The sequence below is a fragment of the Bacteroides sp. 51 genome, assembly GCF_010500965.1.
Taxonomy (GTDB): domain Bacteria; phylum Bacteroidota; class Bacteroidia; order Bacteroidales; family Bacteroidaceae; genus Bacteroides.
Genome location: NZ_QVMI01000003.1, coordinates 160,172 through 185,949, shown reverse-complemented (window position 1 = coordinate 185,949; position 25,778 = coordinate 160,172). Strand labels below are relative to the sequence as shown.

The 25,778-nt window shown below is 42.2% G+C and carries 24 protein-coding genes; 7 read left to right on the top strand and 17 right to left on the bottom strand.

What is annotated here, in order from left to right:
* Window positions 1-133 precede the first annotated feature (133 nt).
* From D0T87_RS04265 to D0T87_RS04250, 4 genes are all read left to right on the top strand, one after another.
* On the top strand, window positions 134-1,216 hold the full coding sequence (locus tag D0T87_RS04265) for a phosphotransferase enzyme family protein (protein WP_163173107.1): 1,083 nt from the start codon (window positions 134-136) through the stop codon (window positions 1,214-1,216).
* Window positions 1,217-1,251: 35 nt separating this feature from the next.
* The gene (locus D0T87_RS04260; RefSeq protein WP_163173105.1) at window positions 1,252-2,184 is read left to right on the top strand and encodes an alkaline phosphatase; all 933 of its coding nucleotides are present in this window, start codon (window positions 1,252-1,254) and stop codon (window positions 2,182-2,184) included.
* A gap of 153 nt (window positions 2,185-2,337) precedes the next feature.
* Complete coding sequence (locus tag D0T87_RS04255) at window positions 2,338-2,706, top strand: BlaI/MecI/CopY family transcriptional regulator (protein WP_163173103.1); 369 nt, start codon at window positions 2,338-2,340, stop codon at window positions 2,704-2,706.
* Window positions 2,707-2,708: 2 nt separating this feature from the next.
* Entirely contained in the window at window positions 2,709-4,703 is a 1,995-nt protein-coding gene (locus D0T87_RS04250; RefSeq protein ID WP_163173101.1) for a M56 family metallopeptidase, read from the top strand.
* 8 nt (window positions 4,704-4,711) lie between these two features.
* On the opposite strand, the gene miaA is transcribed toward D0T87_RS04250, so the two are convergent.
* From miaA to D0T87_RS04170, 16 genes are all read right to left on the bottom strand, one after another.
* Window positions 4,712-5,614, bottom strand: coding sequence for a tRNA (adenosine(37)-N6)-dimethylallyltransferase MiaA (miaA, locus tag D0T87_RS04245; protein ID WP_163173099.1), 903 nt, complete (start codon window positions 5,612-5,614; stop codon window positions 4,712-4,714).
* 9 nt (window positions 5,615-5,623) lie between these two features.
* On the bottom strand, window positions 5,624-6,178 hold the full coding sequence (locus tag D0T87_RS04240; protein WP_163173096.1) for a plasmid pRiA4b ORF-3 family protein: 555 nt from the start codon (window positions 6,176-6,178) through the stop codon (window positions 5,624-5,626).
* 184 nt (window positions 6,179-6,362) lie between these two features.
* Window positions 6,363-7,130: an acyl-ACP--UDP-N-acetylglucosamine O-acyltransferase gene (gene lpxA, locus D0T87_RS04235; RefSeq protein ID WP_163173095.1), complete on the bottom strand. Its 768-nt coding sequence runs from the start codon at window positions 7,128-7,130 to the stop codon at window positions 6,363-6,365.
* Window positions 7,131-7,144: 14 nt separating this feature from the next.
* Window positions 7,145-8,530 carry a bifunctional UDP-3-O-[3-hydroxymyristoyl] N-acetylglucosamine deacetylase/3-hydroxyacyl-ACP dehydratase gene (locus tag D0T87_RS04230; protein ID WP_163173093.1) on the bottom strand — a complete coding sequence of 462 codons (1,386 nt, stop codon included), beginning with the start codon at window positions 8,528-8,530 and terminating at the stop codon, window positions 7,145-7,147.
* Between the two features lie 3 nt (window positions 8,531-8,533).
* Window positions 8,534-9,574 carry a UDP-3-O-(3-hydroxymyristoyl)glucosamine N-acyltransferase gene (gene lpxD / locus D0T87_RS04225; protein ID WP_163173091.1) on the bottom strand — a complete coding sequence of 347 codons (1,041 nt, stop codon included), beginning with the start codon at window positions 9,572-9,574 and terminating at the stop codon, window positions 8,534-8,536.
* Between the two features lie 123 nt (window positions 9,575-9,697).
* Complete coding sequence (locus D0T87_RS04220) at window positions 9,698-10,945, bottom strand: HD domain-containing protein (protein ID WP_203558608.1); 1,248 nt, start codon at window positions 10,943-10,945, stop codon at window positions 9,698-9,700.
* 98 nt (window positions 10,946-11,043) lie between these two features.
* Entirely contained in the window at window positions 11,044-11,877 is an 834-nt protein-coding gene (gene pyrF / locus D0T87_RS04215; RefSeq protein ID WP_163173089.1) for an orotidine-5'-phosphate decarboxylase, read from the bottom strand.
* A 69-nt stretch (window positions 11,878-11,946) separates the two neighbouring features.
* Entirely contained in the window at window positions 11,947-13,032 is a 1,086-nt protein-coding gene (prfA, locus tag D0T87_RS04210) for a peptide chain release factor 1 (protein WP_163173086.1), read from the bottom strand.
* Window positions 13,033-13,035: 3 nt separating this feature from the next.
* Window positions 13,036-14,202: an AIR synthase-related protein gene (locus D0T87_RS04205; protein WP_163173085.1), complete on the bottom strand. Its 1,167-nt coding sequence runs from the start codon at window positions 14,200-14,202 to the stop codon at window positions 13,036-13,038.
* A gap of 496 nt (window positions 14,203-14,698) precedes the next feature.
* Window positions 14,699-15,289: a LemA family protein gene (locus tag D0T87_RS04200; protein WP_163173083.1), complete on the bottom strand. Its 591-nt coding sequence runs from the start codon at window positions 15,287-15,289 to the stop codon at window positions 14,699-14,701.
* Between the two features lie 58 nt (window positions 15,290-15,347).
* A complete protein-coding gene (locus D0T87_RS04195) occupies window positions 15,348-16,271 on the bottom strand; it encodes a TPM domain-containing protein (RefSeq protein ID WP_163173081.1) in 924 nt (307 codons plus the stop codon).
* A 58-nt stretch (window positions 16,272-16,329) separates the two neighbouring features.
* The gene (locus tag D0T87_RS04190; RefSeq protein ID WP_163173079.1) at window positions 16,330-17,271 is read right to left on the bottom strand and encodes an alpha/beta hydrolase; all 942 of its coding nucleotides are present in this window, start codon (window positions 17,269-17,271) and stop codon (window positions 16,330-16,332) included.
* 11 nt (window positions 17,272-17,282) lie between these two features.
* Window positions 17,283-18,044 (bottom strand): shikimate dehydrogenase, encoded by a 762-nt coding sequence (locus D0T87_RS04185; RefSeq protein ID WP_163173077.1) that lies wholly within the window; start codon window positions 18,042-18,044, stop codon window positions 17,283-17,285.
* 151 nt (window positions 18,045-18,195) lie between these two features.
* On the bottom strand, window positions 18,196-18,933 hold the full coding sequence (gene ubiE / locus D0T87_RS04180) for a bifunctional demethylmenaquinone methyltransferase/2-methoxy-6-polyprenyl-1,4-benzoquinol methylase UbiE (RefSeq protein WP_163173076.1): 738 nt from the start codon (window positions 18,931-18,933) through the stop codon (window positions 18,196-18,198).
* Window positions 18,934-19,881 (bottom strand): phosphoribosylaminoimidazolesuccinocarboxamide synthase, encoded by a 948-nt coding sequence (locus tag D0T87_RS04175; RefSeq protein ID WP_163173074.1) that lies wholly within the window; start codon window positions 19,879-19,881, stop codon window positions 18,934-18,936.
* A 54-nt stretch (window positions 19,882-19,935) separates the two neighbouring features.
* Complete coding sequence (locus D0T87_RS04170) at window positions 19,936-20,943, bottom strand: PhoH family protein (protein ID WP_239063474.1); 1,008 nt, start codon at window positions 20,941-20,943, stop codon at window positions 19,936-19,938.
* A gap of 344 nt (window positions 20,944-21,287) precedes the next feature.
* Between D0T87_RS04170 and D0T87_RS04165 the strand changes: the two genes are divergently transcribed.
* Window positions 21,288-21,950, top strand: coding sequence for a hypothetical protein (locus D0T87_RS04165; RefSeq protein WP_163173072.1), 663 nt, complete (start codon window positions 21,288-21,290; stop codon window positions 21,948-21,950).
* Window position 21,951: 1 nt separating this feature from the next.
* On the opposite strand, the gene D0T87_RS04160 is transcribed toward D0T87_RS04165, so the two are convergent.
* Complete coding sequence (locus D0T87_RS04160; RefSeq protein ID WP_163173070.1) at window positions 21,952-22,872, bottom strand: hypothetical protein; 921 nt, start codon at window positions 22,870-22,872, stop codon at window positions 21,952-21,954.
* A 144-nt stretch (window positions 22,873-23,016) separates the two neighbouring features.
* On the opposite strand from D0T87_RS04160, the gene rpe reads away from it, so the two are divergent.
* Complete coding sequence (gene rpe / locus D0T87_RS04155; protein ID WP_163173068.1) at window positions 23,017-23,667, top strand: ribulose-phosphate 3-epimerase; 651 nt, start codon at window positions 23,017-23,019, stop codon at window positions 23,665-23,667.
* 68 nt (window positions 23,668-23,735) lie between these two features.
* Window positions 23,736-25,757 (top strand): ComEC/Rec2 family competence protein, encoded by a 2,022-nt coding sequence (locus tag D0T87_RS04150; RefSeq protein ID WP_163173262.1) that lies wholly within the window; start codon window positions 23,736-23,738, stop codon window positions 25,755-25,757.
* Window positions 25,758-25,778: the final 21 nt, after the last annotated feature.

Below are 25,778 nucleotides of genomic sequence, written 5' to 3'. Positions count from 1 at the left end.
ACAGAAATCATATCTTATTAATCTTAAATCCATTCAGTTTGAACAAGTAATGAAAGAAACATCTACATTTGTAATAAACCCCCTATAGTAAACTATATCGACCTTTATATATTAACTAATTTATTTTTTGTATATGGAAAATACTTACTTACACATCCTAAACCAATTTAATCTGGGCGACCAGGTAAAAGAAGTAACCCCCTTTGGTAATGGGCATATCAACGATACGTTGAAAGTCGTATCCAACGATGGTGAAGCCAGATATATTCTTCAGCGCATCAACCATCTTATTTTTACCCAAGTAGACGTTTTGCAAAACAACATCCATGTCGTAACCTCTCATATCCGGAAGAAACTGGAAGAGAAAGGCGAAACCGACATCGACCGGAAAGTGCTCACATTCCTATCAACTAAAGATGCGGTAAACTACTATTTTGATGGTGAGAACTACTGGAGAGTATGCCTGATGATTCCCCGTAGCCAAAGTTTTGAACGCATCACCCCCGAACTATCCTATCAGGCAGCCAAAGCTTTTGGAGAATTCCAGTATATGCTGGCCGATATCCCCGAAGGCGTATTACAAGAAACGATTCCTAACTTCCATAATATGGAATTCCGGCTGCAACAATTCCGGGATGCTGTTGCCGCAAATGCCGCCGGTCGTTTATCCGAAGTGCAAAACCTGGTCGGAGAAGTAGAAAAGCGCGCCGAAAGCATGTGCATTCAGGAACAACTCTACCGTGAAGGTAAACTCAAAAAAAGAATTAACCACTGCGATACCAAAGTCAATAACATTCTTTTCGACGAAGATGGTCAGGTGCTTTGCGTAATCGACCTCGATACCGTTATGCCCGGTTTTGTCCTTTCCGACTTTGGCGATTTCATCCGCACAGGAGCAAATACCGGTTTAGAAGATGACGAAGACCTTGATCGTGTAGGAGTTAATATGGATATATTTAAGGCTTATGCCAAAGGATATCTGGAAACTGCCCGCTCTTTCCTTACTCCATTAGAGATCAGCTTGCTTCCTTATGGAGCCCGCCTGTTAACCTATATGCAAACCGTACGTTTCCTGACGGATTATATCAATGGCGATACTTACTATAAAATACATACGCCCGATCATAATCTGGTTCGTACAAGAGCACAACTAAAATTACTGCAAAGCCTCGAGGCTGCCGGGCAGGAAATGGACGATTATATAAATAGTTTATAACGTTTTATTATCACAAACTAAAACTTCGTAGTACCATGAAGAAAAAGAGTTGGATTGCAGGCTGCTGTCTGCTATCCTGTATTTTGTTTGCCTGTGCTCCAGGTAATCAACAGCCAACAAGCCAGAAGAAAAATCTTCCAGAACATGTTATCCTGATAGGTTTTGATGGATGGAGTGCCTATTCCATGAATAATGGAGCAGATATGCCAACTGTTCGCAAAATGATGGCAGAGGGTGCTGTCGATTTGAATAGCCGCTCGGTATTACCCTCGTCAAGTGCCGTCAACTGGGCCTCTATGTTTATGGGTGCAGGACCGGAAATACATGGATATACAGAGTGGGGATCGCGCGTTCCCGAACTTCCGTCGCGTGTGGTAAACAGTGATAATCGCTTCCCTAATATCTTTGGATTATACAGAGATAAATTTCCAGAAGCAGAGATTGGCTGTATTCACGAATGGAAAGGTATTCATTATCTGATGGACACCTTAGCACTTAATTACATGGAACAGGCACCACATATTACAGATGAAAATCCTGCTGGATGCACTCCATTTGCCATAAAGTATATAAAGGAAAAGAAACCTAATCTGCTAGCTGTTATTTATGATAAACCCGATGGTACAGGTCATACTTACGGTTGGACTTCCTCGGAGTATTATTCCATGATTACCCATCTGGATAACAGTCTGAAAGAAATTGTAAAAGCAGTGGAAGAAGCCGGAATTTTAGATGAGACAGTATTTATTGTTACTTCTGATCATGGCGGAATAGAGAAAGATCATGGAGGTAAAACGATGGATGAAATGGAACGTCCGCTAATCTTTTGGGGTAAGGGTATCAAAAAAGGACACCAGATAACAGAATGCACAATGATTTATGATGTTGCAAGTACAATGGCCTATCTGTTGGATGTAGAACAGCCACAGGTGTGGATTGGTCGTCCTGTAATGTCAATCTTTGAATAAGTATATGAGCCATTCATACTGCTTCTTTATTGATTTATAGGATTTTATACTAACTTGCTGTACTCTAACTAAAGCTTTTAGTTTATATTAACTAAAGAAATTAGTTTTTAAACTAAAAGTTTTAGTTCTTTGTTCTCATTAAGTTGAAGAACAATGAAAGGACTAACTACAAAAGAAGAAGAATTGATGGGGTTTTTCTGGGAGAAAGGCCCGCTATTCGTAAAAGAAATGCTCGCATTTTATGATGAACCCAAGCCTCATTTCAATACGTTGTCTACCATTGTACGCGGATTGGAGGAGAAAGGTTACCTGGATCATAAGACTTATGGTAATACGTATCAATACTGCGCCATAGTATCTGAAGAAGACTTCCGTAAAGGAACACTGAAAAATGTAATCAGCAAATACTTCAATAACTCATACCTGAGTGCTGTGTCTTCTCTCGTTAAAGAAGAAGATATCTCTTTAGATGATTTGAAAAAGTTGATTGAAGAAGTGGAGAACGCACATCAATCGGAATGAGTATGGGAGTTCTCTTTGTTTATATCCTCAAAGCAGCAGTTTGCCTCGCGATATTTTATTTATTCTATCGTTTGCTGTTGAGCCGCGAAACCTTTCATCGGTTTAATCGTATAGCGGTACTGAGCATCTTAGTGATATCCTTACTTATCCCATTCTGTGAAGTAAAAGTTACAGAGCAGAACGAAGTGCATCAAACCGTACTTTCATTAGAGCAACTGCTCTTATTAGCCGATATGATGGAGGAAGTACCTGTACTGGAAACACAGAGTGAAAAAACGCTGTGGGTACACGTTATATTATACATTTATCTGGTTGGTATACTTTTCTTTACCTGCCGGAATCTCTACTCTTTAATCCGTTTGGGATTCTTGCTGAAATCCGGTAAGCGGGAGAAACTAGAAAACGGAATTATCCTTGTTATACATGATAAAAATGATCTATCGCCTTTCAGTTGGATGCGGTATGTCGTTATCTCCCGTAAAGATTTGGAAGAAAACGGGAAGGAGATTCTTATTCATGAACTGGCGCATATCCGCAAACGACATTCAATCGACTTGCTGATTGCCGATGTCTGTATTTTCTTTCAATGGTTTAATCCGGCTGCCTGGCTCTTGAAACAGGAGTTGCAGAATATTCACGAATACGAGGCGGATGAAACTGTAATCAAAGAAGGCATTGATGCTAAACAATATCAATTATTATTAATTAAAAAAGCCGTTGGCACAAGGCTCTACTCTATGGCCAACAGCTTTAATCACAGTAAACTTAAAAAACGTATCACTATGATGTTAAAAGAAAAGTCAAGTCCATGGGCACGATTGAAGTACCTTTATGTACTTCCCCTGGCAGCAATCGCAGTTTCTGCCTTTGCCCGTCCCGAAATCTCAAACGAATTGAACGAGATTTCTAAGGTCAAAGTTAATGATTTAACTGCAATTGTAGAAGCAAATGAGGTAGAAAATAGGATTACTCAATCTGTTCAACCAAAGAACGATACTACCGAATGGTATGTTGAAAGTGCAGAAGAAGTTCAGCAATCACGAAGAAACCAGGAACCTGACGTTATACACTCCTCATTGAATGTGAAAATCAGGAGTGTAAATACCGAAAAGGAAGAAGGAGAGAAAGAACGATTAAATGCACTCTCTTATGAAGATGAAACCAATTCTATAGTTCTTGCGATGGTAGTACCGAAGGATAAACAAGAAGGAGAGATGACGGTTAGTGCAGAAACAATGAGTTTCTCATTCTCTGCGGCTCAGGATTCTGCCAAAGTACCTTCTCCTAATATCAGTTTCAATAAAGAACCTTTATTCTTTATAAATGGGAAGGAAGTGGATTATTCCATAATGAGTGCTCTGGACCCTAATTCTATAGAGTCAATAGATGTTCTTAAAGACGAAACTTCTACACGTATATATGGTGAGAGAGGGAAGAATGGCGTTGTTAATATAACACTGAAGAGCGCAAAGGATAAACCCAATATAACTATAGATCCATTGTCGAAAGGAAATTTCATTGAAGGTACTAAATCTCATATTGAAGGCAAGCCTATTGTTCTGCTTGATGGGAAAGAAGTCGATGCGATAGATTCGATAGACCCATTGATGATTAAGTCTGTGAATGTTTTAAAGGACATCACCGGAGCGAATGAAGAGGAGATAAAGCTATTTATGCAGTATGGCGAAAAAGCCAAAGATGGATTTATACTAATCAAATCAAAGAAACCTGACGATAACACCGGAATTCAACTATTGGGTGTTCAGCGAACTAAGGGTATATTAGTTGATGGGCTTGTAACCGATGAATCGGGTAAACCAATAGTGGGTGCTATTGTTCAGGTTTCAGGAACAACAGTTGGAACCGTCACTAATATGGATGGTAAATTTCAAATAATGGCAGCAAATAATGCGACATTGACTGTTAGTTATATTGATATGGAAAGTAGTACAGTTAAGGTTGCCCCAAATGTAACAGTCAAGTTAAAAGCGGAATAAATACTCAATTAGATTATAGCGTTGCGGAGATACGAAAGTATCTCCGTTTCTTGTTCCGGATGGAACCACCGGATCTCTTCATCCCGTTTGAACCAGGTCATTTGCTTACGGGAATAGATACGTGAGTTCTGCTTAATCTTTTCGATCGCAAAAGGCAACTCCCATGTGCCATCCAGATAGTTGAACATCTCTTTATAGCCTACTGTATTTAGTGAGTTAAGATGCCGGAAAGGATATACAGCTTTAGCCTCTTCCAGTAGCCCGTCTTCTATCATCATATCTACCCGTTGGTTGATACGTGTGTATAATTCCTCCCGGTCGCGGGTAAGTCCAATCTTAATGATACGGAAAGGGCGTTCTTTTTTCTCTTGCGTGCGGAATGAGGTGTACGTTTTGCCTGTCATGTAACAAATCTCCAAGGCGTGGATGACGCGTTTGGGATTCTTCTGATCTACAATATTATAGTACTCTGGGTCTAACAGTTTGAGTTCTGCACAAAGGCGTTCCAAACCTTCTTTCTCATATCGTTCCAGCATGAGCTGGCGGGTTTCAGCATCAATAGTCGGAATGTCATCAATGCCTTTGCATACAGCATCGACATACATCATAGAGCCGCCGGTCATTACAACGGTATCTTTTTCCTGAAAAAGTTTATCGAGTAGGTTTAGTACTTCGGCCTCGTATTGTGCAGCGCTATAATAATCGGTTAGTTTAAGTGTCCCAACGAAGTGATGTGGGATACGAGCCAGTTGTTCTGGGGTAGGAGCCGCCGTTCCTATTTTTAAATCGGCATACAGTTGCCGGGAATCCGAAGAGATAATATCTGTCCCGAACTGCTCTGCTATGCGCAGGCTGAGTTCTGTTTTCCCGACACCTGTAGGCCCTATAAGTACAATGAGGGTTGTCGCCATCAATTGTTGCTAAAATTGTTCTTCTTCACCTGTAGGAGCAGCATTGCCGCCCATATCGAATCCTTCGGCATCGAAGTCGTCCAAGTCAAAGTCCTGATCACCATAAAAGTTCTCATCTAAGTCAAGAGATCCACCTGCAGCAGCCAACTCTTCAAAGTCGACTGTTTGCTTTGGAGCTTCTCCCTCTTTGTGTGTACAAATTGCAGCCTTAACTTCTTTTCCTGTGATGATTTCGGATAGTTCTATGAAGAAGCAACGCTCTGTCATGTAGTCGAATACATACAATAGCTTTTGTTTTTCATCTTCAATGAGTTCACTTAGTGGGGTTTCGCTCATTACCCAACTATCCATTTCCGGATCGGTATCCATTTCTTCCAGTGTGATTTCCTGTTCTTTTTCCCAATCATCATCACAAATAAAGAATGAAGTCATTTGGTCGTCCGTGTAGTTCACTGACTTTATTATAGCCTGATGGAAGTCAAAAAAAGTAGCTTCCGGGTCAATCTGTATTTCTCTTACGAAGTCATCTACTTCATCAGAGATTATGGTAAATCTGTATATCATAGTTTCACTGTTATTTGATGGTGTAAAAGTAGTAAAAAAGCTATAGAATGCAAATAAAGGAAGCAAAATGCTTCCTTTATTAGTTGAAAGTTGAAAGTTGAAAATTGAAAGTTAGGCTGCGCCATATTCCGCATGGCAACTTTCAACTTTCAATTTTCAACTTTCAACTAAATAAGCTTTCAGCTTATTTAATAATTCCTCTTTCAGAGCTCCGGATGAAGCTTACGATATACTCTACTTCGGGGCAGGTTTCAATTTCAGCTTCTACTTTGGCCAATGCATCTGAAGTGTTCAATCCACTTTGATAAATAATACGATATGCATTATGTATGTTTTCAATCGTCTCATTAGAGAACCCACGGCGACGCAGGCCAATAATATTGATTCCGCTATATGCAATAGGTTCACGACCTGCAATGATATAAGGAGGAATGTCTTTGCTGAATCGGCTACCACCCTGAACCATTACATATCCGCCTACACGGCAGAATTGATGCATCAATACAGCACCGCTGATTATAGCATTGTCGTCAATAATGATTTCACCTGCCATTTTTGTGGCGTTTCCGATGATACATCCATTACCAACGATTGCATCGTGCGCAACATGAACGCCCTCCATCAGTAGGTTATTGCTGCCAACAATGGTTTTGCCTTTTGCAGCAGTACCCCGATTGATCGTTACGTTTTCGCGGATAGTATTATTGTCGCCGATCTCAGCCGTTGTTTCTTCGCCCCGAAATTTCAGGTCTTGTGGAATGGCTCCGATAACCGCACCTGGGAATATGGTGTTGTTATTTCCTATACGGCTACCATATAAAACAGTGGCATTGGCCATAATTTTGTTGTTATCTCCAATAACTACGTTTTTATCGATATAGACGAAAGGAGCGATTTCTACATTTTCCCCAATAATAGCTTCGGGATGTATGTACGCTAAGGGACTTATCATATATGCCTCTAAATTTATTTGTTTTTTATTATTTGAGCCATGAACTCGGCTTCGCAGGTTATTTTTTCACCAACGAATACATATCCTTTCATGGTGGCGATACCACGCCGTATCGGACTAGTCAATTCTACACGGAAGATCAAGGTATCTCCCGGAACTACTTTCTGACGGAATTTTACGCCGTCAATTTTCATGAAGTAAGTAGAGTAGCGATCCGGTTCGTCGACGGAGTTGAGTACCAATAGTCCACCAACCTGCGCCATAGCTTCCACCTGAAGTACTCCCGGCATTACCGGTTCTTGTGGGAAGTGTCCCTGGAAGAAAGGTTCGTTGGCTGTTACGTTTTTCACACCAACAATGTAGTTGGCGCCGATTTCGATTACTTTATCTACAAGTTGGAACGGGTAACGGTGGGGTAGCAATTCACGGATACGGTTAACGTCCATAATCGGTGCTTCCTCACAGTTGTATATTGGCGCTTGTATGTCGTGCAGGCGGATTTCTTTCCGCATCTGACGTGCAAATTTATTGTTAACTGTGTGTCCCGGGCGGGTGGCGATGATTCTACCCTTGATTGGTTTTCCAATCAGGGCAAGGTCGCCAATTACATCAAGCAGCTTGTGGCGTGCACATTCGTTTGGCCATACCAATGGTTTATGGTTGATGTATCCCAACTTGCTGGCATCCATGTGCGGTACTCCCATTACATCGGCCAGCTTGTCGTAGTTTTCTTGCGACATTTCGCGCTCGTAGATAACGATAGCGTTGTCCAGGTCGCCTCCTTTAATCAGTCCGGCGGAGAGTAGCGGTTCAATTTCACGTACAAACACAAATGTGCGGCTTCCTGCAATTTCGTGTTTGAAATTGCTCATATCTTCCAACGTGGCAAACTGATTAGGGATGATGTCGGAATCATAGGATACAAGTACGTTTAAGCTGAAGTTCTCGTCGGGGAGGACGGTGATAGAAGAACCTGTTTCTTCGTCGCGGAATTCAATTTTGGATTTGATGATGTAGAAGTCTTTAACGGCATTTTGCTCTTCAATTCCTACTTTCTCGATTTCCTGTACATAATATTGTGCACTACCATCCAGAATGGGGAATTCAGGTCCGTTTACTTCAATGAGGCAGTTGTCAATACCAAGAGCGTACAATGCTGCCATTCCGTGTTCGACTGTGCTTACTCTGGCCTGGCCTTTAGAGAGTACGGTTCCACGGGTGGTTTCGCTAACATTGTCAGCAACGGCGTCAATGATGGGTTTGCCTTCCAAGTCGATACGTTGAATCTTATATCCGTGGTTTTCGGGTGCGGGATTAAACGTAACGGTGAGGTCAAGTCCGGTATGCAGACCCTTCCCCTTTAATGAAAAACTGCCTTTTAACGTCTTCTGTTTTATCATTGGTTATTTATTTATTTGTTTTTTCAATTCGTCTAATTCTCTGCGAAGCATTTTTACTTCGGTTTGTATATCAGGCAAATCCTTAAAGGCTATAGATGCTTTGAAATACTGTTTAGCATCGAACGCCGGCGATCCCATGACCTGGCAGTTATCTTTGATGCTTCTTTGAATGCCGGATTGTCCTGCGATACCTACTTTATTGCCAATTTTAAGGTGGCCTGCTAAAGCTGCCTGTCCGCCTATCTGGCACCATTCACCTACTTTAGTAGAACCGGCAATGCCTGCTTGCCCGGCCATAACGGTATGTGAACCAACTTCAACATTGTGGGCTATTTGAATAAGATTGTCTAGTTTGGCACCACTGTGAATAATGGTAGCGCCCATTGTCGACCTGTCGACACAGGTGTTTGCTCCAATCTCCACTTTGTCTTCCAGAATCGCGATGCCGATCTGAGGAATCTTTTCGTATCCGTCGGCTGTTGGTGCAAAGCCAAAGCCATCGGAGCCAATAACGGCTCCGGAGTGAATGATACACTCATTTCCTATTCTACAGCCGTGGTATACGGTGGTATTGGGATATAGGATACAATTGTTTCCTACTTTTACGTCATCACCTACGTAGGTGTGTGGGTGGATCATTGTATTATCTCCGATCACTGTGTTCTCGCCGATATATGCAAATGGTCCGATATATGCGTTTTCACCGATTTTAGCGCTTGGCGCAACAAAAGCGAGTGAGTCAATTCCTTGTTTCCGGGGTTTGCTGGCTTCGTAGAGGGACATTAATTTGGCCAGACTTTCGTAGGCATTGTCTACTTTAATAAGGGTGGTGTCAATCTCTTTTTCCGGATTGAAATCTCTATTAACCAATACAATGCTGGACTGTGTTGTGTAAATATATGGTGTATATTTGGGATTCGCTAAAAAAGAGATTGCTCCGGGTATTCCTTCTTCTATTTTTGCAAATGTATTAACCGTTGCATTTTCGTTTCCGATGATCTCTCCTTGGATAAATGATGCAATTTGCTTAGCCGAAAACTCCATATTTTATTCTGTTATTACTGTATTTATATCCGCTCTATTACGTTTATAAAAAGTTTCATTCGTAACTATAATCCCTTAATTAAAACGCAAATAACGGGTTTTTTTTTCAGATTACCTTACTCTTTAGGGTATATTTTGCAATGGGGCATCGCTACGTAGGTAGCAAATGTAGTACTTCTTTACCTTTTTGGAGAGTAGGGAAATGTTTAACATATCTGACGCTTCTGCGATATTTTTGATATTTCCATTATTGTACATAATGTCAATACTATCATCAGCAGGGTCGTACATGTTCTTCTCTGTGCTGGGGGTAGACACGAAATAAGTAGTCGCTTCGGAGAAAGAAATGCCTAATCTGTTACTGATTTGCAAAGTTAGTTCTTTTTTTTGTTCTTCGCTAAATGGTTCATTAGATATCTCTACTTTAAATATTTTACGGTTGATTAATCCCTGGCTTAGCGTTGATAATATCTTGTCGGGATGGTTGCTCCAGACTTTAAGCGAAGTCCAAATGTCATTATCGTCTAACTGAATGAAATTTTCAAGACATTCGTTGTCGCGATAGAACCTGTTCCGGTCAATGTTCTGATACAAAAAGAAATGAAAGGCGGGGGAAGTAAAGAGTTCAACACCTTGTTGAGCCAATTCTTTGGCGCGGGATAGTGCACTAACCAACATGCTTTCGTAAGCAACGGAGGTTTTATGTAGGTAAACCTGCCAGTACATCAGTCGCCTTGCCATCAGGAAGTTTTCTATGGAATAGATGCCTTTGGATTCAATGACCAGGTGGTCGTCTTTAACGTTGAGCATCTTGATGATACGGGCGGAGCCGATATTTCCTTCGGTTACGCCGGTATAAAAGCTGTCGCGGCGGAGGTAGTCCAGGCGGTCCATATCTAATTGTCCGCTAACGAGTTGGTGCAGGAATTTCTTGGGATATTCGTCTTTGAATATACGTATGGCCAGGTCGAGCTTGCCATTGGTTTCTTCGTTGATGCGTTTCATCAGCAGCAGAGAGATTTCTTCGTGTGGCACGCCTTTGATGATTGTGTTTTCAAGTACGTGCGAGAAGGGGCCATGACCAACGTCGTGCATCAGAATGGCGATTCTGACTGCTTCGGCTTCTTCATTCGTGATGTCGTGGCCTTTTGACCTGAGTTGGATAATGGCTTCGCCTGTCAGATAAAACGCCCCCAGTGAATGCTGGAAGCGTGTGTGTTGTGCCCCCGGATACACAACAGAGGTAATACCCATTTGCTTTATTCGGGTAAGGCGTTGTAATACAGGGTGTTGTATGATATCATATAACAGCCCTTCGGGGATATTGATAAATCCGAATACCGGGTCGTTAATGATCTTTCTCTTGCTCATAATCAGTTGACAGTTGATAGTTGACAGTTGATAGTTGACAGTTAACAGTTGATAGTTGACAGTTGATAGTTACCATGCGGCATCGTAACTGTCAACTATCAACTGTTAACTGTCAACTGTTTAAGCTGTTCTGCCATATCTTGCTGTACTTCTTGTGCAGCTTTGCGGGCAGCTTCGGCAAATTTTTCTGTTTTATCGGCGTAGATGATAGCGCGTGAGGAGTTTACGATTAATCCGCAGGTGCTATTCATTCCGTATTTGCAAACTTCTTCGAGTGAGCCGCCTTGTGCGCCAACTCCGGGAACCAACAGGAAGTGGTTGGGGGCGACTTTACGTATGTCGGTAAACATTTTACCTTGTGTGGCGCCTACCACATACATCATTTGTTCGTCACTTGCCCATTCTTGTGATGTTCTTAGTACTTTTTCGAAGAGGCGTTCGCCATTGGCGTCTTCTGTTAACTGGAAATCGTGCGAGCCTTTGTTGGAGGTTAAGGCCAACAGGATGACCCATTTCTCAGGATAAAGCAGGAATGGTTTTACGCTGTCTTCGCCCATGTATGGGGCTACGGTTACGGAGTCTATATTTAGTTCGTCGAAGAATGAACGAGCGTACATTTCGCTGGTGTTGCCAATATCTCCTCGTTTTGCATCGGCAATGATGAATTGATCGGGGTAGTTTTCTTTGATGTAGGTTACGGTCTTTTCGAAGGCAATCCATCCTTTTACGCCCAGGCTTTCGTAAAAAGCAAGGTTGGGCTTATAGGCTATACAAAGATCGGCAGTAGCGTCGATGATGGCTTTGTTGAAAGCGAAGATCGGGTCTTCTTCTTTTAATAGGTGTTCGGGTATTTTCTTGATGTCTGTGTCCAGACCAACGCAAAGGAATGATTGTTTGCGTTTTATGTTTTCGAAGAGTTGTTGTTTATTCATATTATATTAAGTTGAAAGTTGAAAGTTGAAAGTTGTCCTGCGGCATCGCAATTTTCAACTTTCAACTGATTATAGTTCATTTTCTTTCATTCGCTCCGCATTCTCCGCCACAATCAGTTGGTCGATGCAACCTTGAATGTCTCCATCCATAAAGGCGGAAAGGTTGTAGATTGTATAATTGATGCGGTGGTCCGTAATACGTCCCTGCGGATAGTTATAGGTACGGATTTTTGCCGAGCGGTCGCCCGTCGATACCATTGTTTTTCTTTTGGATGATATGGCGTCCAGATGTTCTTGTAACTTCATGTCATACAGGCGGGTTCTCAGCATTTGCAGTGCCATTTCTTTGTTGGCCAGCTGCGAACGGGATACCTGGCACTGGATTTGTATTCCGGTGGGTTTGTGGTAAAGCTGTACTTTGGTTTCGACCTTGTTTACGTTCTGTCCGCCGGCACCACTCGAGCGTGCGGTCTGGAACTCCAAGTCGGCCGGGTTGATTTCTACGTCAACCTCTTCCGCTTCCGGCAGTACGGCTACGGATGCTGCCGATGTGTGTACGCGTCCCTGGGTTTCGGTGGCAGGCACGCGCTGTACGCGGTGTACGCCACTTTCGTATTTCAACGTACCGTAAACATTATCTCCGGATACGGTGAAAATGATTTCCTTGAAACCGCCCGATGTTCCTTCGCTGCTGCTGGTCACTTCCGTTTGCCAGCCTTTCAGTTCGCAGTATTTCATGTACATGCGGAACAGGTCGCCTGCGAAGATTGCAGCTTCGTCTCCTCCGGTTCCTCCGCGGATTTCGACTACGGCGTTTTTGCCGTCTTCCGGGTCTTTCGGTACCAACAGGAGTTTGATCTCTTCTTCGAGTTCGGGCAGGCGGGTTTGAGAGGAATCCAGCTCTTCGCGTGCCATTTCCTTCATTTCCGGGTCTTGTTCATTGCCCAGAATGGACTTTGCTTCTTCTATGTTAGCCAGTGTTTGGATGTACTCCTTACGGGCTTTCATGATGTCGTCCAGTTCTTTATACTCTTTGGTGAGTTTTACAAATCGTTTCTGGTCGGCAATGACAGACGGGTCGGTGATCAGGGTTGATACTTCCTCGAACCGGCTTACCAGACCTTCCAGCTTATCTAATATGTTATTTTCAGCCATGTATTAATATTCAAATGTTCCGAATTCGCTTTTAATAATCAGTTCTTTCTTTTCGCTTGCTTCTACGCGTCCTACAACTTGTGCGTCGATATTGAACGACTTGGAGATGGCGATCACTTCTTCGGCATGTTTGGGCGATAGATATACTTCCAACCGGTGGCCCATGTTGAATACTTTGTACATTTCTGCCCAGTCCGTTCCGCTTTGTTCGTGTATCGTTTTGAACAGCGGTGGAACGGGGAAGAGGTTATCTTTTATAACGCGTACATCGTTAACGAAATGCAGGATTTTGGTTTGCGCACCGCCCGAGCAGTGTACCATACCGTGGATTTGGGGACGCAGCGCATCCAGCAACTTCTTTACTACCGGCGCATACGTGCGGGTAGGAGAGAGCACCAGTTTGCCGGCATCTATGGGTGAGTTTTCTACCTCGTCGGTCAGTTTCAGGTTGCCCGAGTACACCAGTTCCGATGGCACGCCGGCGTCGTAACTTTCCGGATATTTCCCGGCCAGATACTTGGCAAACACATCATGGCGTGCCGAGGTAAGTCCATTGCTTCCCATTCCGCCGTTGTATTCCTTTTCGTATGTAGCCTGTCCGTAAGATGCCAGACCAACGATCACGTCTCCCGGACGGATATTGGCATTATCAATCACATCGCTGCGCTTCATACGGCAGGTCACCGTGCTATCTACGATAATCGTGCGTACCAGGTCGCCCACGTCGGCCGTTTCGCCCCCTGTGGCGTATACTCCAACGCCCATTTCGCGGAGCTCGGCAAGCAATTCGTCCGTTCCGTTGATGATGGCAGAAATAACTTCGCCGGGAATAAGGAGTTTATTACGTCCGATGGTTGATGATACGAGGATGTTGTCGATGGCTCCTACGCAAAGCAGATCGTCGATATTCATAATGAGCGCATCTTGTGCAATGCCTTTCCAAACAGAAATGTCGCCGGTTTCTTTCCAGTATAAGTAGGCCAGTGAAGATTTGGTTCCTGCACCGTCGGCATGCATAATGTTGCAATATTCAGGATCGCCACCCAATATATCAGGAATGATCTTGCAGAAGGCCTGTGGATAAAGCCCTTTATCAATATTCTTGATTGCGTTATGCACGTCTTCTTTTGATGCAGATACGCCTCGCATCATGTATCGTTGATTGCTCATGAGTTATGTGATTTTTGTATACAGCCGCAAAAATACTTCTTTTTTTTGGGGCGGCAAGGTGGTGCAGCCAAATTCTTGCATTATGGGCTTCTTCTTTCTGCGGCGAAGCGACCTTATGGCGCATGGCGTTCCTTAAACTGCAATCGCATTGAATTGCTTATTTGTTTGATTTTCCGACAAAGTTTGAAACGTTCGAAAAGACCCGGGTGTACCAGCCCGAAACACCCGGGTCTTTTAATACAATACACCCGGGTGTTTCAATCAAAAACACCCGGGTGTATGAAAATAAGAGAAACCGGCACCCGAAACTTATAACGGTTCTTCTTTAGAACAACGCTACTGTACGCGTCGGGACGCTACACTGCGTGATACTTGTGATAGTAGCGTGTGACTTCTCCGGAAATTTGCTTTCGGATAATCTTCTGTATATTAGTCTGTTAGCTGGGCTGGTGACAGATATGATACTTTTTTTCCGAAAAAAACTTCTGTACAGTTGTTAGAACTCTACTTTCGGAGCTACATCGGCACCTTCTTGTGCTTCAAAATAAGGACGCTTATCGAATCCGAACATGCCGGCAAAAATACTTTTAGGGAAGCGGCGTATGGTGGTATTATACTCCTGAGCAGCTTCGTTAAAATCCTTCCGGGCTACATTGATACGGTTCTCCGTACCTTCAAGCTGTGCCTGTAGTTCAAGGAAGTTCTGGTTCGCTTTCAGATCGGGATAATTTTCGGTAATAGCCAGTAATCGTCCCAATGCGCTACCGATTTCCCCTTGTGCTTTTTGGTATTTAGCAATAGCTTCGGGAGTCAGGTTATTCGGGTCTACTGTTACCTGTGTAGCCTTTGAACGCGCTTCAACTACACCTTCCAAAGTAGATTGTTCGTGAGTGGCATATCCTTTTACCGTATTAACCAGGTTAGGAATAAGGTCTGAACGGCGTTGGTATTGCGTTTCTACATTGGCCCATTTCGTACTGACGTTTTCGTCCATCGTAACCATGCCATTGTATGCTGAAGCTCCCCAGATAACGAGAATAACTAAAACGCCCACAATGGCAAGAATAGTAATCGTTGACTTTTTCATGTTGTTAAATGTATTAATATTAATTTATAATTGTTTTATTTAGAGTCCTTGCCGACCGCTAGAAACGGGAACCGGCTCCGCCGCCACCGCCGCGGCCACCACCAAAGCTACCGCCGCCGAAACCGCCACCAGATCTGCCTCCACCGCCGAAGCCTCCTAATCCACCACCAATAATCGGTCCCATACCACCACCGCGTCCACGGTAGTTTTCATCGTAAGATTGGTGCTGGCGTTTCAGGCGATAACCACAATTGCGGCACGTATATGTAACCTCTTCAGTTTTCACCCCATCCTTTTTGGAGATAAGTTTGCTGCCGGTACGCTGTAACTGATGTTTGCCACATTTTGGGCATTTGCTGGATTGCCACATCGCAAAGAGTGCAATACCGAAAAAAACAGCAATAAAGCCAATAACTGCCAGTATAATTCCCCAACCTTCAATTTCTTCTTCCTCCTCGTAGTCATTTACCATCGAGCCATCCAGCCTTCCACATACGGCACGGATACCGGCTACCATACCTTCGTTCCAGTTTCCATCTTTCAGGTAAGGTATCATCTCCTGCGTCTGAATTCTTTTACAAATAGCATCAGGCAAAACACCCTCCAACCCATATCCGGTATAGAACTGGATACAACGCTGGTCGGTTACCAGCAGAATAACAAGACCATTGTCTTTCCCCTTCTTACCGACTCCCCAGGTATTTAACAATTGATGAGAGAAATCAAAGCAATCGGCCTCACCAATAGATGGAACTACGGCTACAACAGTTTCGATCCCGGTTTGTTGCTCCAGATTGTACAAAAGGTTATCCATCGTACTGGTAGCCTCCTGAGATAATATACCCGACGGATCGCATACATACCGGGTTTTATCCTGTAGATGTATCTTAGGGATATTATCTACCGTATATACCTTATCCTGTGCCTGAGCAGTTATGATCAAGGTCAGAAACAATAATGAGGAAACTATGATACGTTTCATAATTATTATAAGTTTATAGAAGAATAACGAATTTGTAGCTATTTAGTTCTTGTGATGGTTATATGTATTTGTCGACAAATGCTTTGACTCTGGCAGTATATTCCTCTTTGTTATCCTTGTAGGCCGCAGCATGTGCGGCACCGGGCACAATCCATAGCTCTTTCGGGTCCGGTTTAGCTTCGTACAACGGATACACCATCCATGTAGGAACATACGTATCTGCATCGCCATGAATGAAGAACATCGGTAAACTGCACTTCTTTACCTGATTTAAAGCAGAAGCTTCTTTGAAGTCCCAACCATACTTCTGTTTGCACAACCAACTTGCGGCATGCAATAATGGAAATTCCGGCAGACTGAACTGCACCTCTAGCTCCTGCGAGAATTCGTCCCACACACTCGTATAACCGCAATCCTCTACAAAGCATTTTACATAATCTTCTTGCTGCTCGCCCGAAACCATCATCGTTGTTGCAGCTCCCATAGAAATACCATGCACTACCATCCGGGCGCTATCACCGTAAATTTGATTCGCCATTTCCATCCATTGAAGCACATCCAACCGGTCTTTCCATCCCATCTGTATGGCCTCCCCTTCACTGAGTCCATGATTCTGCAAATCGGGTAACAGGATGTTATAACTCAGGTCATGACTATACATATATCCGATTTGCATTATCCGTATCGCATTATCCGTATAGCCATGTACAATAACCGCCGTCTTTGCCGTAGGCTGGGAAGCAGCAACATAATAGGCATGGAGCTGTTTGCCCTTCCGGTTAGTGATAGTCGTATCTTTTAATGCGTTAGTCTGCTGAAGACTATCTAACCATTCATCCACAAAAGGATAGGTTTTCTCCATATAGTGATAGGATTCCACTATGTTCTTGCCACTGGAATTGGAGACTAAAGCATAATCAATCAGGTAGAGTCCACCGCCAAAAGATATAGCAATGAACACTACAAACAAGATTAATATAGAATAGATTACCTTCTTCATTTACTGGGGAATTAGAAACTTCGTAGCGGCTCGTTGCCGTTCCATATCTCCCATGCGGCGAAAGCTTGAAGAAGCAGCATTTCCAGCCCGTTCTTAGTGACGGCGCCTTGTGCTTCTCCTTTCTTCATAAACAGCGTTATATTCGGATTATATAATAAGTCGTACAATAAATGATCCGGAGTTAAGTATTGATAAGGTATATCCGGGCAGAAATCTACTTTGGGGTACATTCCTACCGGAGTACAGTTTACGATAACCTTATATTCGTCCATGATCTCGGGGGTGATCTCTTCGTAAGTAATCGCACCTTTCTGTGCAGTGCGTGAAACATGCAGACCCTCTACTCCCAGATTCTTTAGCCCGTGAAACACGGCTTTCGATGATCCGCCCGTACCCAATATTAGTGCCTTTTTATGCTGAGGCTGTAGCAAAGGTTCAATGGATTGTGTAAATCCGATAATATCGGAATTGTATCCTTTCAGTTTAATCTTACCTTTTACACGGGTGATTTTAATCACGTTAACCGCACCGATGGCAGCCGTATCTTTTTCCAGTTCATCCAGAAAAGGAATGACCTGTTCTTTATATGGAATGGTTACATTCAGTCCTGCCAATGTAGGATTTTCAAGTATAACCTCCATAAAGTCATTGATTGTGGGTATTTCGAAATTAAGATACTCTGCATCAATACCTTCGGCATGAAACTTCTCGTTGAAGTATCCTATAGAAAAAGAATGCCGCAAGGGATAACCGATTAAACCATACTTCTGCATATAATTAGTTTTGAGTTATGAGTTTTGAGTTATGAGTATTGAGTTTTGAGTTATGAGTTGTGGGTTGATGTGTAGAGTTTGGTTTATCCCTTATGTGAAAACCTATAACTCACAACTCATAACTCAAAACTCAATACTCATAACTCAAAACTCACTTGGTTGCTGTGTATAACGTACAAATTCCGAAAGTCAGGCGTTTGAAGTTGACTTCCTTAAAACCAGCGCGGGATATCACCCCCTTCATCACTTCTCCTTGCGGAAAAGCCTTTATTGTTTGCGGGAGATATTTATATGCGCTATTATCTTTAGACATGAGCTTTCCTATAACAGGAATAACCACCTTTGAATAAATGGCAAACAACTGTTTCATCGGAAACTTATCGGGAGTAGTCAGTTCAAGAATAACCAGATGTCCTTCTTTCTCGAGTACACGATATATTTCCAGCAGACATTTGTCCAGATCCTCAAAATTGCGAATCCCAAAAGCTATAGTGATTGCATCGAAACGTTCATCATCAAAAGAAAAAGAGGAACTATCTTCTTTGGCAAAGCTGATCTTATCGGACAGCCCCTCTTTCTTAACTTTATCTCTTCCCACATTCATCATACCTTCCGAAATGTCCGTTCCGATAAGCGTATCGGGTTGGAGCTGGCGGCAGGCGAGGATCGCAAAATCTCCCGTTCCGGTAGCCACATCCATGATGCGCTTCGGGTGGAAAGGTTTGAGCCAGGCAATGGCTTTCTTACGCCAACTTCTGTCAATACCTAAGGATAGGGTATGATTCAATCGGTCATAAGCATGCGCAATGTTGTCGAACATATGTTCAACCTGCTCTACTTTTTTGCTGTCGCTGCCGTAAGGCTTGATGTTTTCCTGTGGATAATTCATTTATCTTTCTTTCAGGAACGCAGTGATATTCTTTTCTATACGATCAGTGATATCTTCCGTATCTGCTTTAACGAATTTCTCTCCAACGATGTGTTCGTATAGTTCTATGTAGCGTTCGGAAACAGATTCCACATACGCATCGGTCATCTCAGGCACTTGCTGACCCGCTTTACCCATAAACCCATTGTCCATTAACCATTGGCGAACGAATTCTTTAGATAATTGCTTCTGAGCTTCACCCTTTTCGAATTTTTCTTCGTAACCTTCGGCATAGAAGTAACGAGAGGAGTCCGGAGTATGGATTTCATCAATCAGATAAACCTTACCGTCATTCTTTCCGAATTCATATTTTGTATCTACCAGGATAAGACCTTTCTCGGCAGCCATCTCTGTTCCGCGTTGGAAGAGTGCATAGGTATACTTCTCCATCAATTCGTAGTCTTCCTTGCTTACGATACCTTGAGCGATGATTTCTTCTTTAGAAATATTTTCATCGTGACCTTCATCAGCCTTGGTGGTAGGAGTAATGATCGGTGAAGGAAATTTCTGGTTTTCCTTCATTCCTTCCGGCAAGGTAACGCCACAAATCGTATGGTTTCCTGCTTTGTAGTCGCGCCATGCGCTACCGGTAAGATAGCCACGGATAATCATTTCCACACGAAAGCCTTCGCATCTGATACCTACGGTAACCATAGGGTCGGGAGTTGCTACCTTCCAGTTGGGAACAATATCGGCAGTAGCATCCAGGAATTTGGACGCTATTTGGTTCAATACCTGTCCTTTATAAGGAATTCCTTTAGGCAATACTACATCGAATGCGGAGATGCGATCACTCGCAACCATAACCAGAAGGTCGTCGTTGATGTTATATACATCACGTACTTTTCCGTGGTAAACACTTACTTGTCCCGGAAAGTTGAAATCTGTTCTTACTAATGCTTTGCTCATAATATATAGTTGCGGCAAGGTGCCGCTGCCATTTTGCCCTACGGGCGGTTATTATTATACATTTTCAATCTTGTCATCAGAAACTTTGGGTGCAGCACTTCGCTGCCCGCCACTGGGTGCGGCACCTTGCCGCTCGTATTTCTCATAAGCGTCGACAATGCGCTCTACGAGTTTATGGCGAACGATATCTTTTTTATTCAGTTCCACAAACGCGATTCCCTTTACATTCCTCAGGATTCGCATAGATTGTACCAATCCGGATATCTGGGATGGTGGTAAGTCTATTTGAGTAACATCGCCGGTAACGATCATCTTGGTATTCACTCCCATACGGGTAAGGAACATCTTGATTTGTTGTGCGGTGGTGTTCTGTGCTTCGTCCAGAATAACGACTGCATCATTCAATGTTCGTCCACGCATAAATGCCAATGGAGCGATCTGAATGATATTTAATTCCATATATTCCTTCAACTTTGCCGCCGGGATCATATCCTGTAAGGCATCGTAAAGAGGTTGCAAATACGGATCGATCTTCTCTTTCATGTCGCCAGGCAAGAACCCCAGCTTCTCTCCGGCTTCTACAGCGGGGCGACTTAGAATGATCTTTTTGATCTCCTTATTCTTAAGCGCCCGTACAGCCAGGGCAATAGCCGTATACGTTTTACCGGAGCCGGCGGGCCCTACCGCAAATATCATATCATTCTTGTTGAAGCCTTCCACCAGTTTCATCTGGTTCTCGCTTCGGGGAATGATGGGTTTCCCGGTAACGCTGAACACAATTACATTTCCGGCCTTTTCGGCTTGTGGAGCGTTACCCTTAATGATATCGATGATCACATCTTCCTTAAGCGAGTTGTACTCTGCGCAATATTTCTCCAGTCTGATGATATTCTCCTCAAACGAAGCCATTTCCTCCTCATCGCCCAATACTTTAATTACGTTGCCTCTGGCCACAATACGCAACTTGGGATATAGTGCTTTTATCAGTTGCAGGTTAGCATTGTTGACGCCATAAAAAATAACCGGATCAATATCTTCTAAAACTATCAGTTTCTCTATCATCGAATGCTTTTAAGGGTTCCTATAATAATTTAGGTAAAACAGAACGCAAATTTAATGAAACGTTTGAATACTTTGGCGGCACAATCTGAAATAATTTGTATTTTACTATCTTTGCCGGCTAAAATCACCCAACAAAACAATATTTGAATGTTTATGAAGTCAATAACAAGGGTGTTTTCATATTACAGCGGTGAATAAAGATTTCATTGTGATAAATAATAAGGCATAAGGAACGGAAAAAAGTCAGTAAAGTTGTAAAATCAGGAACTTTTATATAGCTTTGGGAGTACTCTGTTGATACAGTGAAAGATAGCAGTTGGAGTAAACCTTAAATATTATCTGACATGGAAATATTCTCTTGGATAAAGCGTACACTCGCCTTTATAGTCATCATACTTATAGGGCATACCATTCTGTATGGACAAAACAAATTGGCCGAGGAATATATAAAAGAAGCCGGTGACTTTGCTGTGATTTATAGTGGCGAACTGGAAACAAATTACAATCCATTCTTTTATTTGAATGATCCATATTACATCTCGCAGGATTATACTGTAGGTGAACTCGTTTACAGGGGTAATACTTATGCTAATCAGAAAATGCTGAAGTATAATCCACTCAATATCCGTACGGTTAATATTTATGATGGCCGTTATCTGTTTGGAGGAGAAATGTATGAATGTATGATTTCTTTTGTTAGCCATCGACAGAACTTGTCGGCTATACAATTGGATGAAAACTCACAGTTATTGCCTTATGATTGTCCCTTCCTACCCGAAACGGATAAAACTGAGTATGCAGATGAGCAAGCCAGAAAAAGTTTAAAACCGGATTTTCGTCATACACTTTACTGGAACCCTTTTGTTGAATCAATTATTCATGATTCATCGGCCGAAATGTCTTTTTATACTTCTGACCTTGCAGGAGAATTTAAAGTGGTAGTTGAAGGTTTTACTAAAGATGGAAAAGCTATTTACGGAACAACACTTTTTAGTGTTGTACCATAGTTTAAGGTTTTATAATTTCCCGTAATGTTTTGTTGTATTGAATACCTAACAGATTAGAATAATTGGTGCGAAACTCCTGGTAACAGGATTTCATCTTCTCAACCTCTCCTAACTTATATAAGAGGAGGCATTGTACCCGAAGTGCCTCTTCATTAAGGTAATCGTGTTGGAGCAATGTATCAGCAATTTTAATCCGGAACTCGTCGTTTGTAATGTTGGGATCGTTCAGCAATGAAATCAGCATCTCTATTGTTTGATACGAGAAGCGTCCTTTATGATGATTCAACCAATCTGATTCGATTCGGGGGAGTAAAGCTCCATTATATAACAAGTTTAGCAGAATGTTAAGATGGAACTCATCATTAAATCTGTTTTCTTTTATACCTTTATAATATGTTATGATTTCACTATAATCACATAATACGTCCTCACCAAAGACTATTTTCCAATAATTACCTTGATTAACGATTTCTACATGACCCACTTTCTCGAATATACCCCGTAATTTAGTGAGCGATACATTTCTGTTGTTTCTGGCAGCGTATTTGTTCTTGCTGCTCCACAGTTTCTCAACGATTGTATTTCCGCTGATTCCATCTGGATTCTCTTCTGTGCCTATGATTAACATGGTTAACAGTAACCTTAATCTTGGAGTAAACAAACTGGAAATATCATCTCCGTTCTTGTCTTTCACCACGAAGCCGCCCAATAACCGTATGCATTGTTTGGAGAGATCATGGGATGTTCGAAGATATCTTATTGGTTCTGATTCTTCTTTAATCTCTTCATGGTTTTTATCTTCTTTCACTACCACCTCTTCCTCCACCACACCGACTTTAGAAGTCTTCTTTTTGCTTCTTATGTAGGAGTAGAACCCAATGAAAATAATAATCGGAATAACGATTAAGAGACTGTAATACATGGCGATAGGTTTGTAATTGCAAAGATAACGGTATTTTTTTGAATCCCGGGTCTTCCTCTTCTGTTTTTAAGTTCTTATGGAGAAGATTAGGAAAGTTGTTTTCTCTTTTCTACCTTTGTATGGTAAAACAAAAGATATATACATATGAAACCAATAATTGCTCCTTCTATTTTATCGGCGGACTTTGCCCATCTGGCAAAAGATATGGAAATGATAAATCGTAGTGAAGCGGATTGGGTACATATTGATGTAATGGATGGCGTTTTCGTTCCTAATATATCTTTTGGGTTCCCGGTATTGAAGTTTGTGGCTGAATTGACCGACAAACCACTTGATGTGCATCTGATGATTGTTAATCCTGAAAAGTTTATTCATGAGGTCAAAGCATTGGGAGCGCATACGATGAATGTGCATTTTGAGGCATGTACGCATTTGCACCGTGTAATCCAGCAAATACGTGAGGCAGGCATGGAGCCCGCAGTAACTATTAATCCGGCTACTCCAGTTGCTCTGTTGAAGGATATTATCCGCGATGTATATATGGTGCTGGTTATGAGTGTAAATCCAGGTTTTGGCGGACAGGCTTTTATAGAACATTCGGTGGAGAAAGTTCGTGAACTACGTAAACTGATTGATGAAACTGGCTCAAAGGCTTTAATAGAAGTTGATGGAGGTGTAAATCTGGAAACTGGTGCACGTTTGGTCGCTGCAGGTGCTGATGCCTTAGTTGCAGGGAGTGCAGTTTTTGCAAATCAGGACCCGGAACAGATGATTCGCAATTTAAGAAATTTATAATCGAATTTTGATTGTCTGTTCCTAAATTCTACATATATACTGCATTCCGGTTATTTGTTCCGTTTGTAATGGGCATTCTTTTAGGGAACTACTTCTTTTTTGAGGGCATACGATTATCTTTTACCTTTTCTTTGCTGATCTTGCCTTTATTTCTCTTCTTATTATGCATCACATATCGGACATTCCGGCAATACTCTGCTCGTTGGCTTTTCGGATTATTAGGTTATTCTTTTTTTCTTGTATTCGGAATTTGTTGGCAGAATGTGAATTTGCAGCAAACTGTAGTAGATTTTCCAACTCATGAAAGTATTTACCGGGTTGTAGTTACAGAGCACCCGGAACAAAAAGAAAGGAGTATCCTCTGTAACGCGCGAATCATGCCGGAGGCATGCCATGTTTTGTTATATTTTTCATTAGATTCTATTGGAAAAGAACTAAGTCGTGGAGATGAGTTGCTAGTTTCAACCGGTCTGTCATTGCCTGCTTCCCGGGGTAATCCCGAAGAATTTGATTATGCGCGATATTTGATACATAAAGGAATTAGTGGAACAGGATTTGTCTCTTCGGGGAAGTGGATAGTCACGAAACATCACACTCAACGGACAATGCGGGATTATGCTACCGATTGCCGTGATGATGTATTGGCTCTTTATCGCAACCTTGGTTTTGAACAAGATAATTTTGCAGTTTTATCTGCATTGACCGTAGGTTATAAAGAAGAATTGAGCGAGTCGATACGTGAATCTTATTCGGTTTCCGGTGCGAGCCATGTGTTGGCCCTTTCCGGTTTACACATTGGCTTCTTATATGCTCTTCTCTTTTTCTTACTGCAAAGAATACCTGGAAATTCTACAGGTATGAAGGCTTTTAAGGTAGGGACTGTTATACTTTTATTGTGGCTTTTTGCTTTTATTACCGGATTCTCTCCTTCGGTAGTTCGTTCGGTTATCATGTTTTCCTTATTAGGTATCTCTATGTTTTTTCCCGATCGTCCGGTTTCGTTGAATACACTTTGTATTGCAGGCTTTGCCATGTTGATTTATAACCCTTCATGGCTATTTGATGTCGGTTTTCAGCTTTCATTTATGGCGGTTGCTGCTATTTTATTGATTCAGCCCTGGATCTATAAACGATTTATTTTCAAGAATCGTTTTCTAAATTGGCTATGGGGGATTGTAACGGTTTCTATTGCAGCTCAGATTGGTGTTGCCCCTTTGGTCTTATTGTACTTTTCCCGTTTCTCAGTCCATTTCCTTCTGACGAATATTTTGGTAATCCCTTTGGTAACACTCATTATTTATATGGCAATCGGTATGTTGTTACTCTCTTTTATTCCGGTTGTAGGGCAGATGATTGCATGGGCGTTGAACCTTCTTCTGGAACTTTTGAATGGAGTGGTTAGTGGAATTGAGAAACTTCCGTTTGCATCAGTGGATCATGTTTGGGTATACCGGTTTGAGGTTATACTTTTTTATCTGGCTTTATTACTCCTGGGGTGGTATGTGGTGCGTCGGCGCCCTCGTTTTATCCTGGCCTTTTTAACGGTTGTTCTGATGATGTCTGTTTATCGGGTTTATATGATTGAGGCAGATCGTCCACGCCAAAGCCTGGTATTTTACAATGTTCGGAATTGTCCGGTGGTTCATTGTATTTTACCTGATGGCAGGTCGTGGTTAGCCTATGCGGATACTGTTCCTGACGATCAACGCTTAACTCGTGTTGCTTCTGGTTATTGGAACCGGCTTCGTTTGTCATCTCCTGTTCCTGTATTAACGGATTATGCGGAAAACTGTTTTATTCGGCATAATAATATTCTTTCATTTGGAGGGAAGCGGATTTGTATAATCAATGATAATCGTTGGCGTGAGGTAAAGACCGAGTCACCTTTCCCAGTTGATTGCTTGTATTTGTGTAAAAACTATACCGGTCGCATAGAGGGACTTACATCTGTTTTCAACATACAGCATGTCGTTTTAGATTCTTCTTTGTCTGATTATCGCCGGAAGGTATTACAAGAAGAGTGCACCCGTTTGAATATCCCGTTAACGTCGTTGTCGGAGCAGGCTTCTTATTTTAAATATCCGATTTAGCCCGTGTTTAAAGATAAACAT

Excerpts from the sequence above, each read along its gene's own strand:
- D0T87_RS04265 (WP_163173107.1), top strand. The coding sequence starts at position 134 with ATGGAAAATACTTACTTACACATCCTAAACCAATTTAATCTGGGCGAC.
- D0T87_RS04260 (WP_163173105.1), top strand. The coding sequence starts at position 1,252 with ATGAAGAAAAAGAGTTGGATTGCAGGCTGCTGTCTGCTATCCTGTATT.
- D0T87_RS04255 (WP_163173103.1), top strand. The coding sequence starts at position 2,338 with ATGAAAGGACTAACTACAAAAGAAGAAGAATTGATGGGGTTTTTCTGG.
- D0T87_RS04250 (WP_163173101.1), top strand. The coding sequence starts at position 2,709 with ATGGGAGTTCTCTTTGTTTATATCCTCAAAGCAGCAGTTTGCCTCGCG.
- miaA (WP_163173099.1), bottom strand. The coding sequence starts at position 5,614 with ATGGCGACAACCCTCATTGTACTTATAGGGCCTACAGGTGTCGGGAAA.
- D0T87_RS04240 (WP_163173096.1), bottom strand. The coding sequence starts at position 6,178 with ATGATATACAGATTTACCATAATCTCTGATGAAGTAGATGACTTCGTA.
- lpxA (WP_163173095.1), bottom strand. The coding sequence starts at position 7,130 with ATGATAAGTCCCTTAGCGTACATACATCCCGAAGCTATTATTGGGGAA.
- D0T87_RS04230 (WP_163173093.1), bottom strand. The coding sequence starts at position 8,530 with ATGATAAAACAGAAGACGTTAAAAGGCAGTTTTTCATTAAAGGGGAAG.
- lpxD (WP_163173091.1), bottom strand. The coding sequence starts at position 9,574 with ATGGAGTTTTCGGCTAAGCAAATTGCATCATTTATCCAAGGAGAGATC.
- D0T87_RS04220 (WP_203558608.1), bottom strand. The coding sequence starts at position 10,945 with ATGAGCAAGAGAAAGATCATTAACGACCCGGTATTCGGATTTATCAAT.
- pyrF (WP_163173089.1), bottom strand. The coding sequence starts at position 11,877 with ATGAATAAACAACAACTCTTCGAAAACATAAAACGCAAACAATCATTC.
- prfA (WP_163173086.1), bottom strand. The coding sequence starts at position 13,032 with ATGGCTGAAAATAACATATTAGATAAGCTGGAAGGTCTGGTAAGCCGG.
- D0T87_RS04205 (WP_163173085.1), bottom strand. The coding sequence starts at position 14,202 with ATGAGCAATCAACGATACATGATGCGAGGCGTATCTGCATCAAAAGAA.
- D0T87_RS04200 (WP_163173083.1), bottom strand. The coding sequence starts at position 15,289 with ATGAAAAAGTCAACGATTACTATTCTTGCCATTGTGGGCGTTTTAGTT.
- D0T87_RS04195 (WP_163173081.1), bottom strand. The coding sequence starts at position 16,271 with ATGAAACGTATCATAGTTTCCTCATTATTGTTTCTGACCTTGATCATA.
- D0T87_RS04190 (WP_163173079.1), bottom strand. The coding sequence starts at position 17,271 with ATGAAGAAGGTAATCTATTCTATATTAATCTTGTTTGTAGTGTTCATT.
- D0T87_RS04185 (WP_163173077.1), bottom strand. The coding sequence starts at position 18,044 with ATGCAGAAGTATGGTTTAATCGGTTATCCCTTGCGGCATTCTTTTTCT.
- ubiE (WP_163173076.1), bottom strand. The coding sequence starts at position 18,933 with ATGAATTATCCACAGGAAAACATCAAGCCTTACGGCAGCGACAGCAAA.
- D0T87_RS04175 (WP_163173074.1), bottom strand. The coding sequence starts at position 19,881 with ATGAGCAAAGCATTAGTAAGAACAGATTTCAACTTTCCGGGACAAGTA.
- D0T87_RS04170 (WP_239063474.1), bottom strand. The coding sequence starts at position 20,943 with ATGATAGAGAAACTGATAGTTTTAGAAGATATTGATCCGGTTATTTTT.
- D0T87_RS04165 (WP_163173072.1), top strand. The coding sequence starts at position 21,288 with ATGGAAATATTCTCTTGGATAAAGCGTACACTCGCCTTTATAGTCATC.
- D0T87_RS04160 (WP_163173070.1), bottom strand. The coding sequence starts at position 22,872 with ATGTATTACAGTCTCTTAATCGTTATTCCGATTATTATTTTCATTGGG.
- rpe (WP_163173068.1), top strand. The coding sequence starts at position 23,017 with ATGAAACCAATAATTGCTCCTTCTATTTTATCGGCGGACTTTGCCCAT.
- D0T87_RS04150 (WP_163173262.1), top strand. The coding sequence starts at position 23,736 with ATGGGCATTCTTTTAGGGAACTACTTCTTTTTTGAGGGCATACGATTA.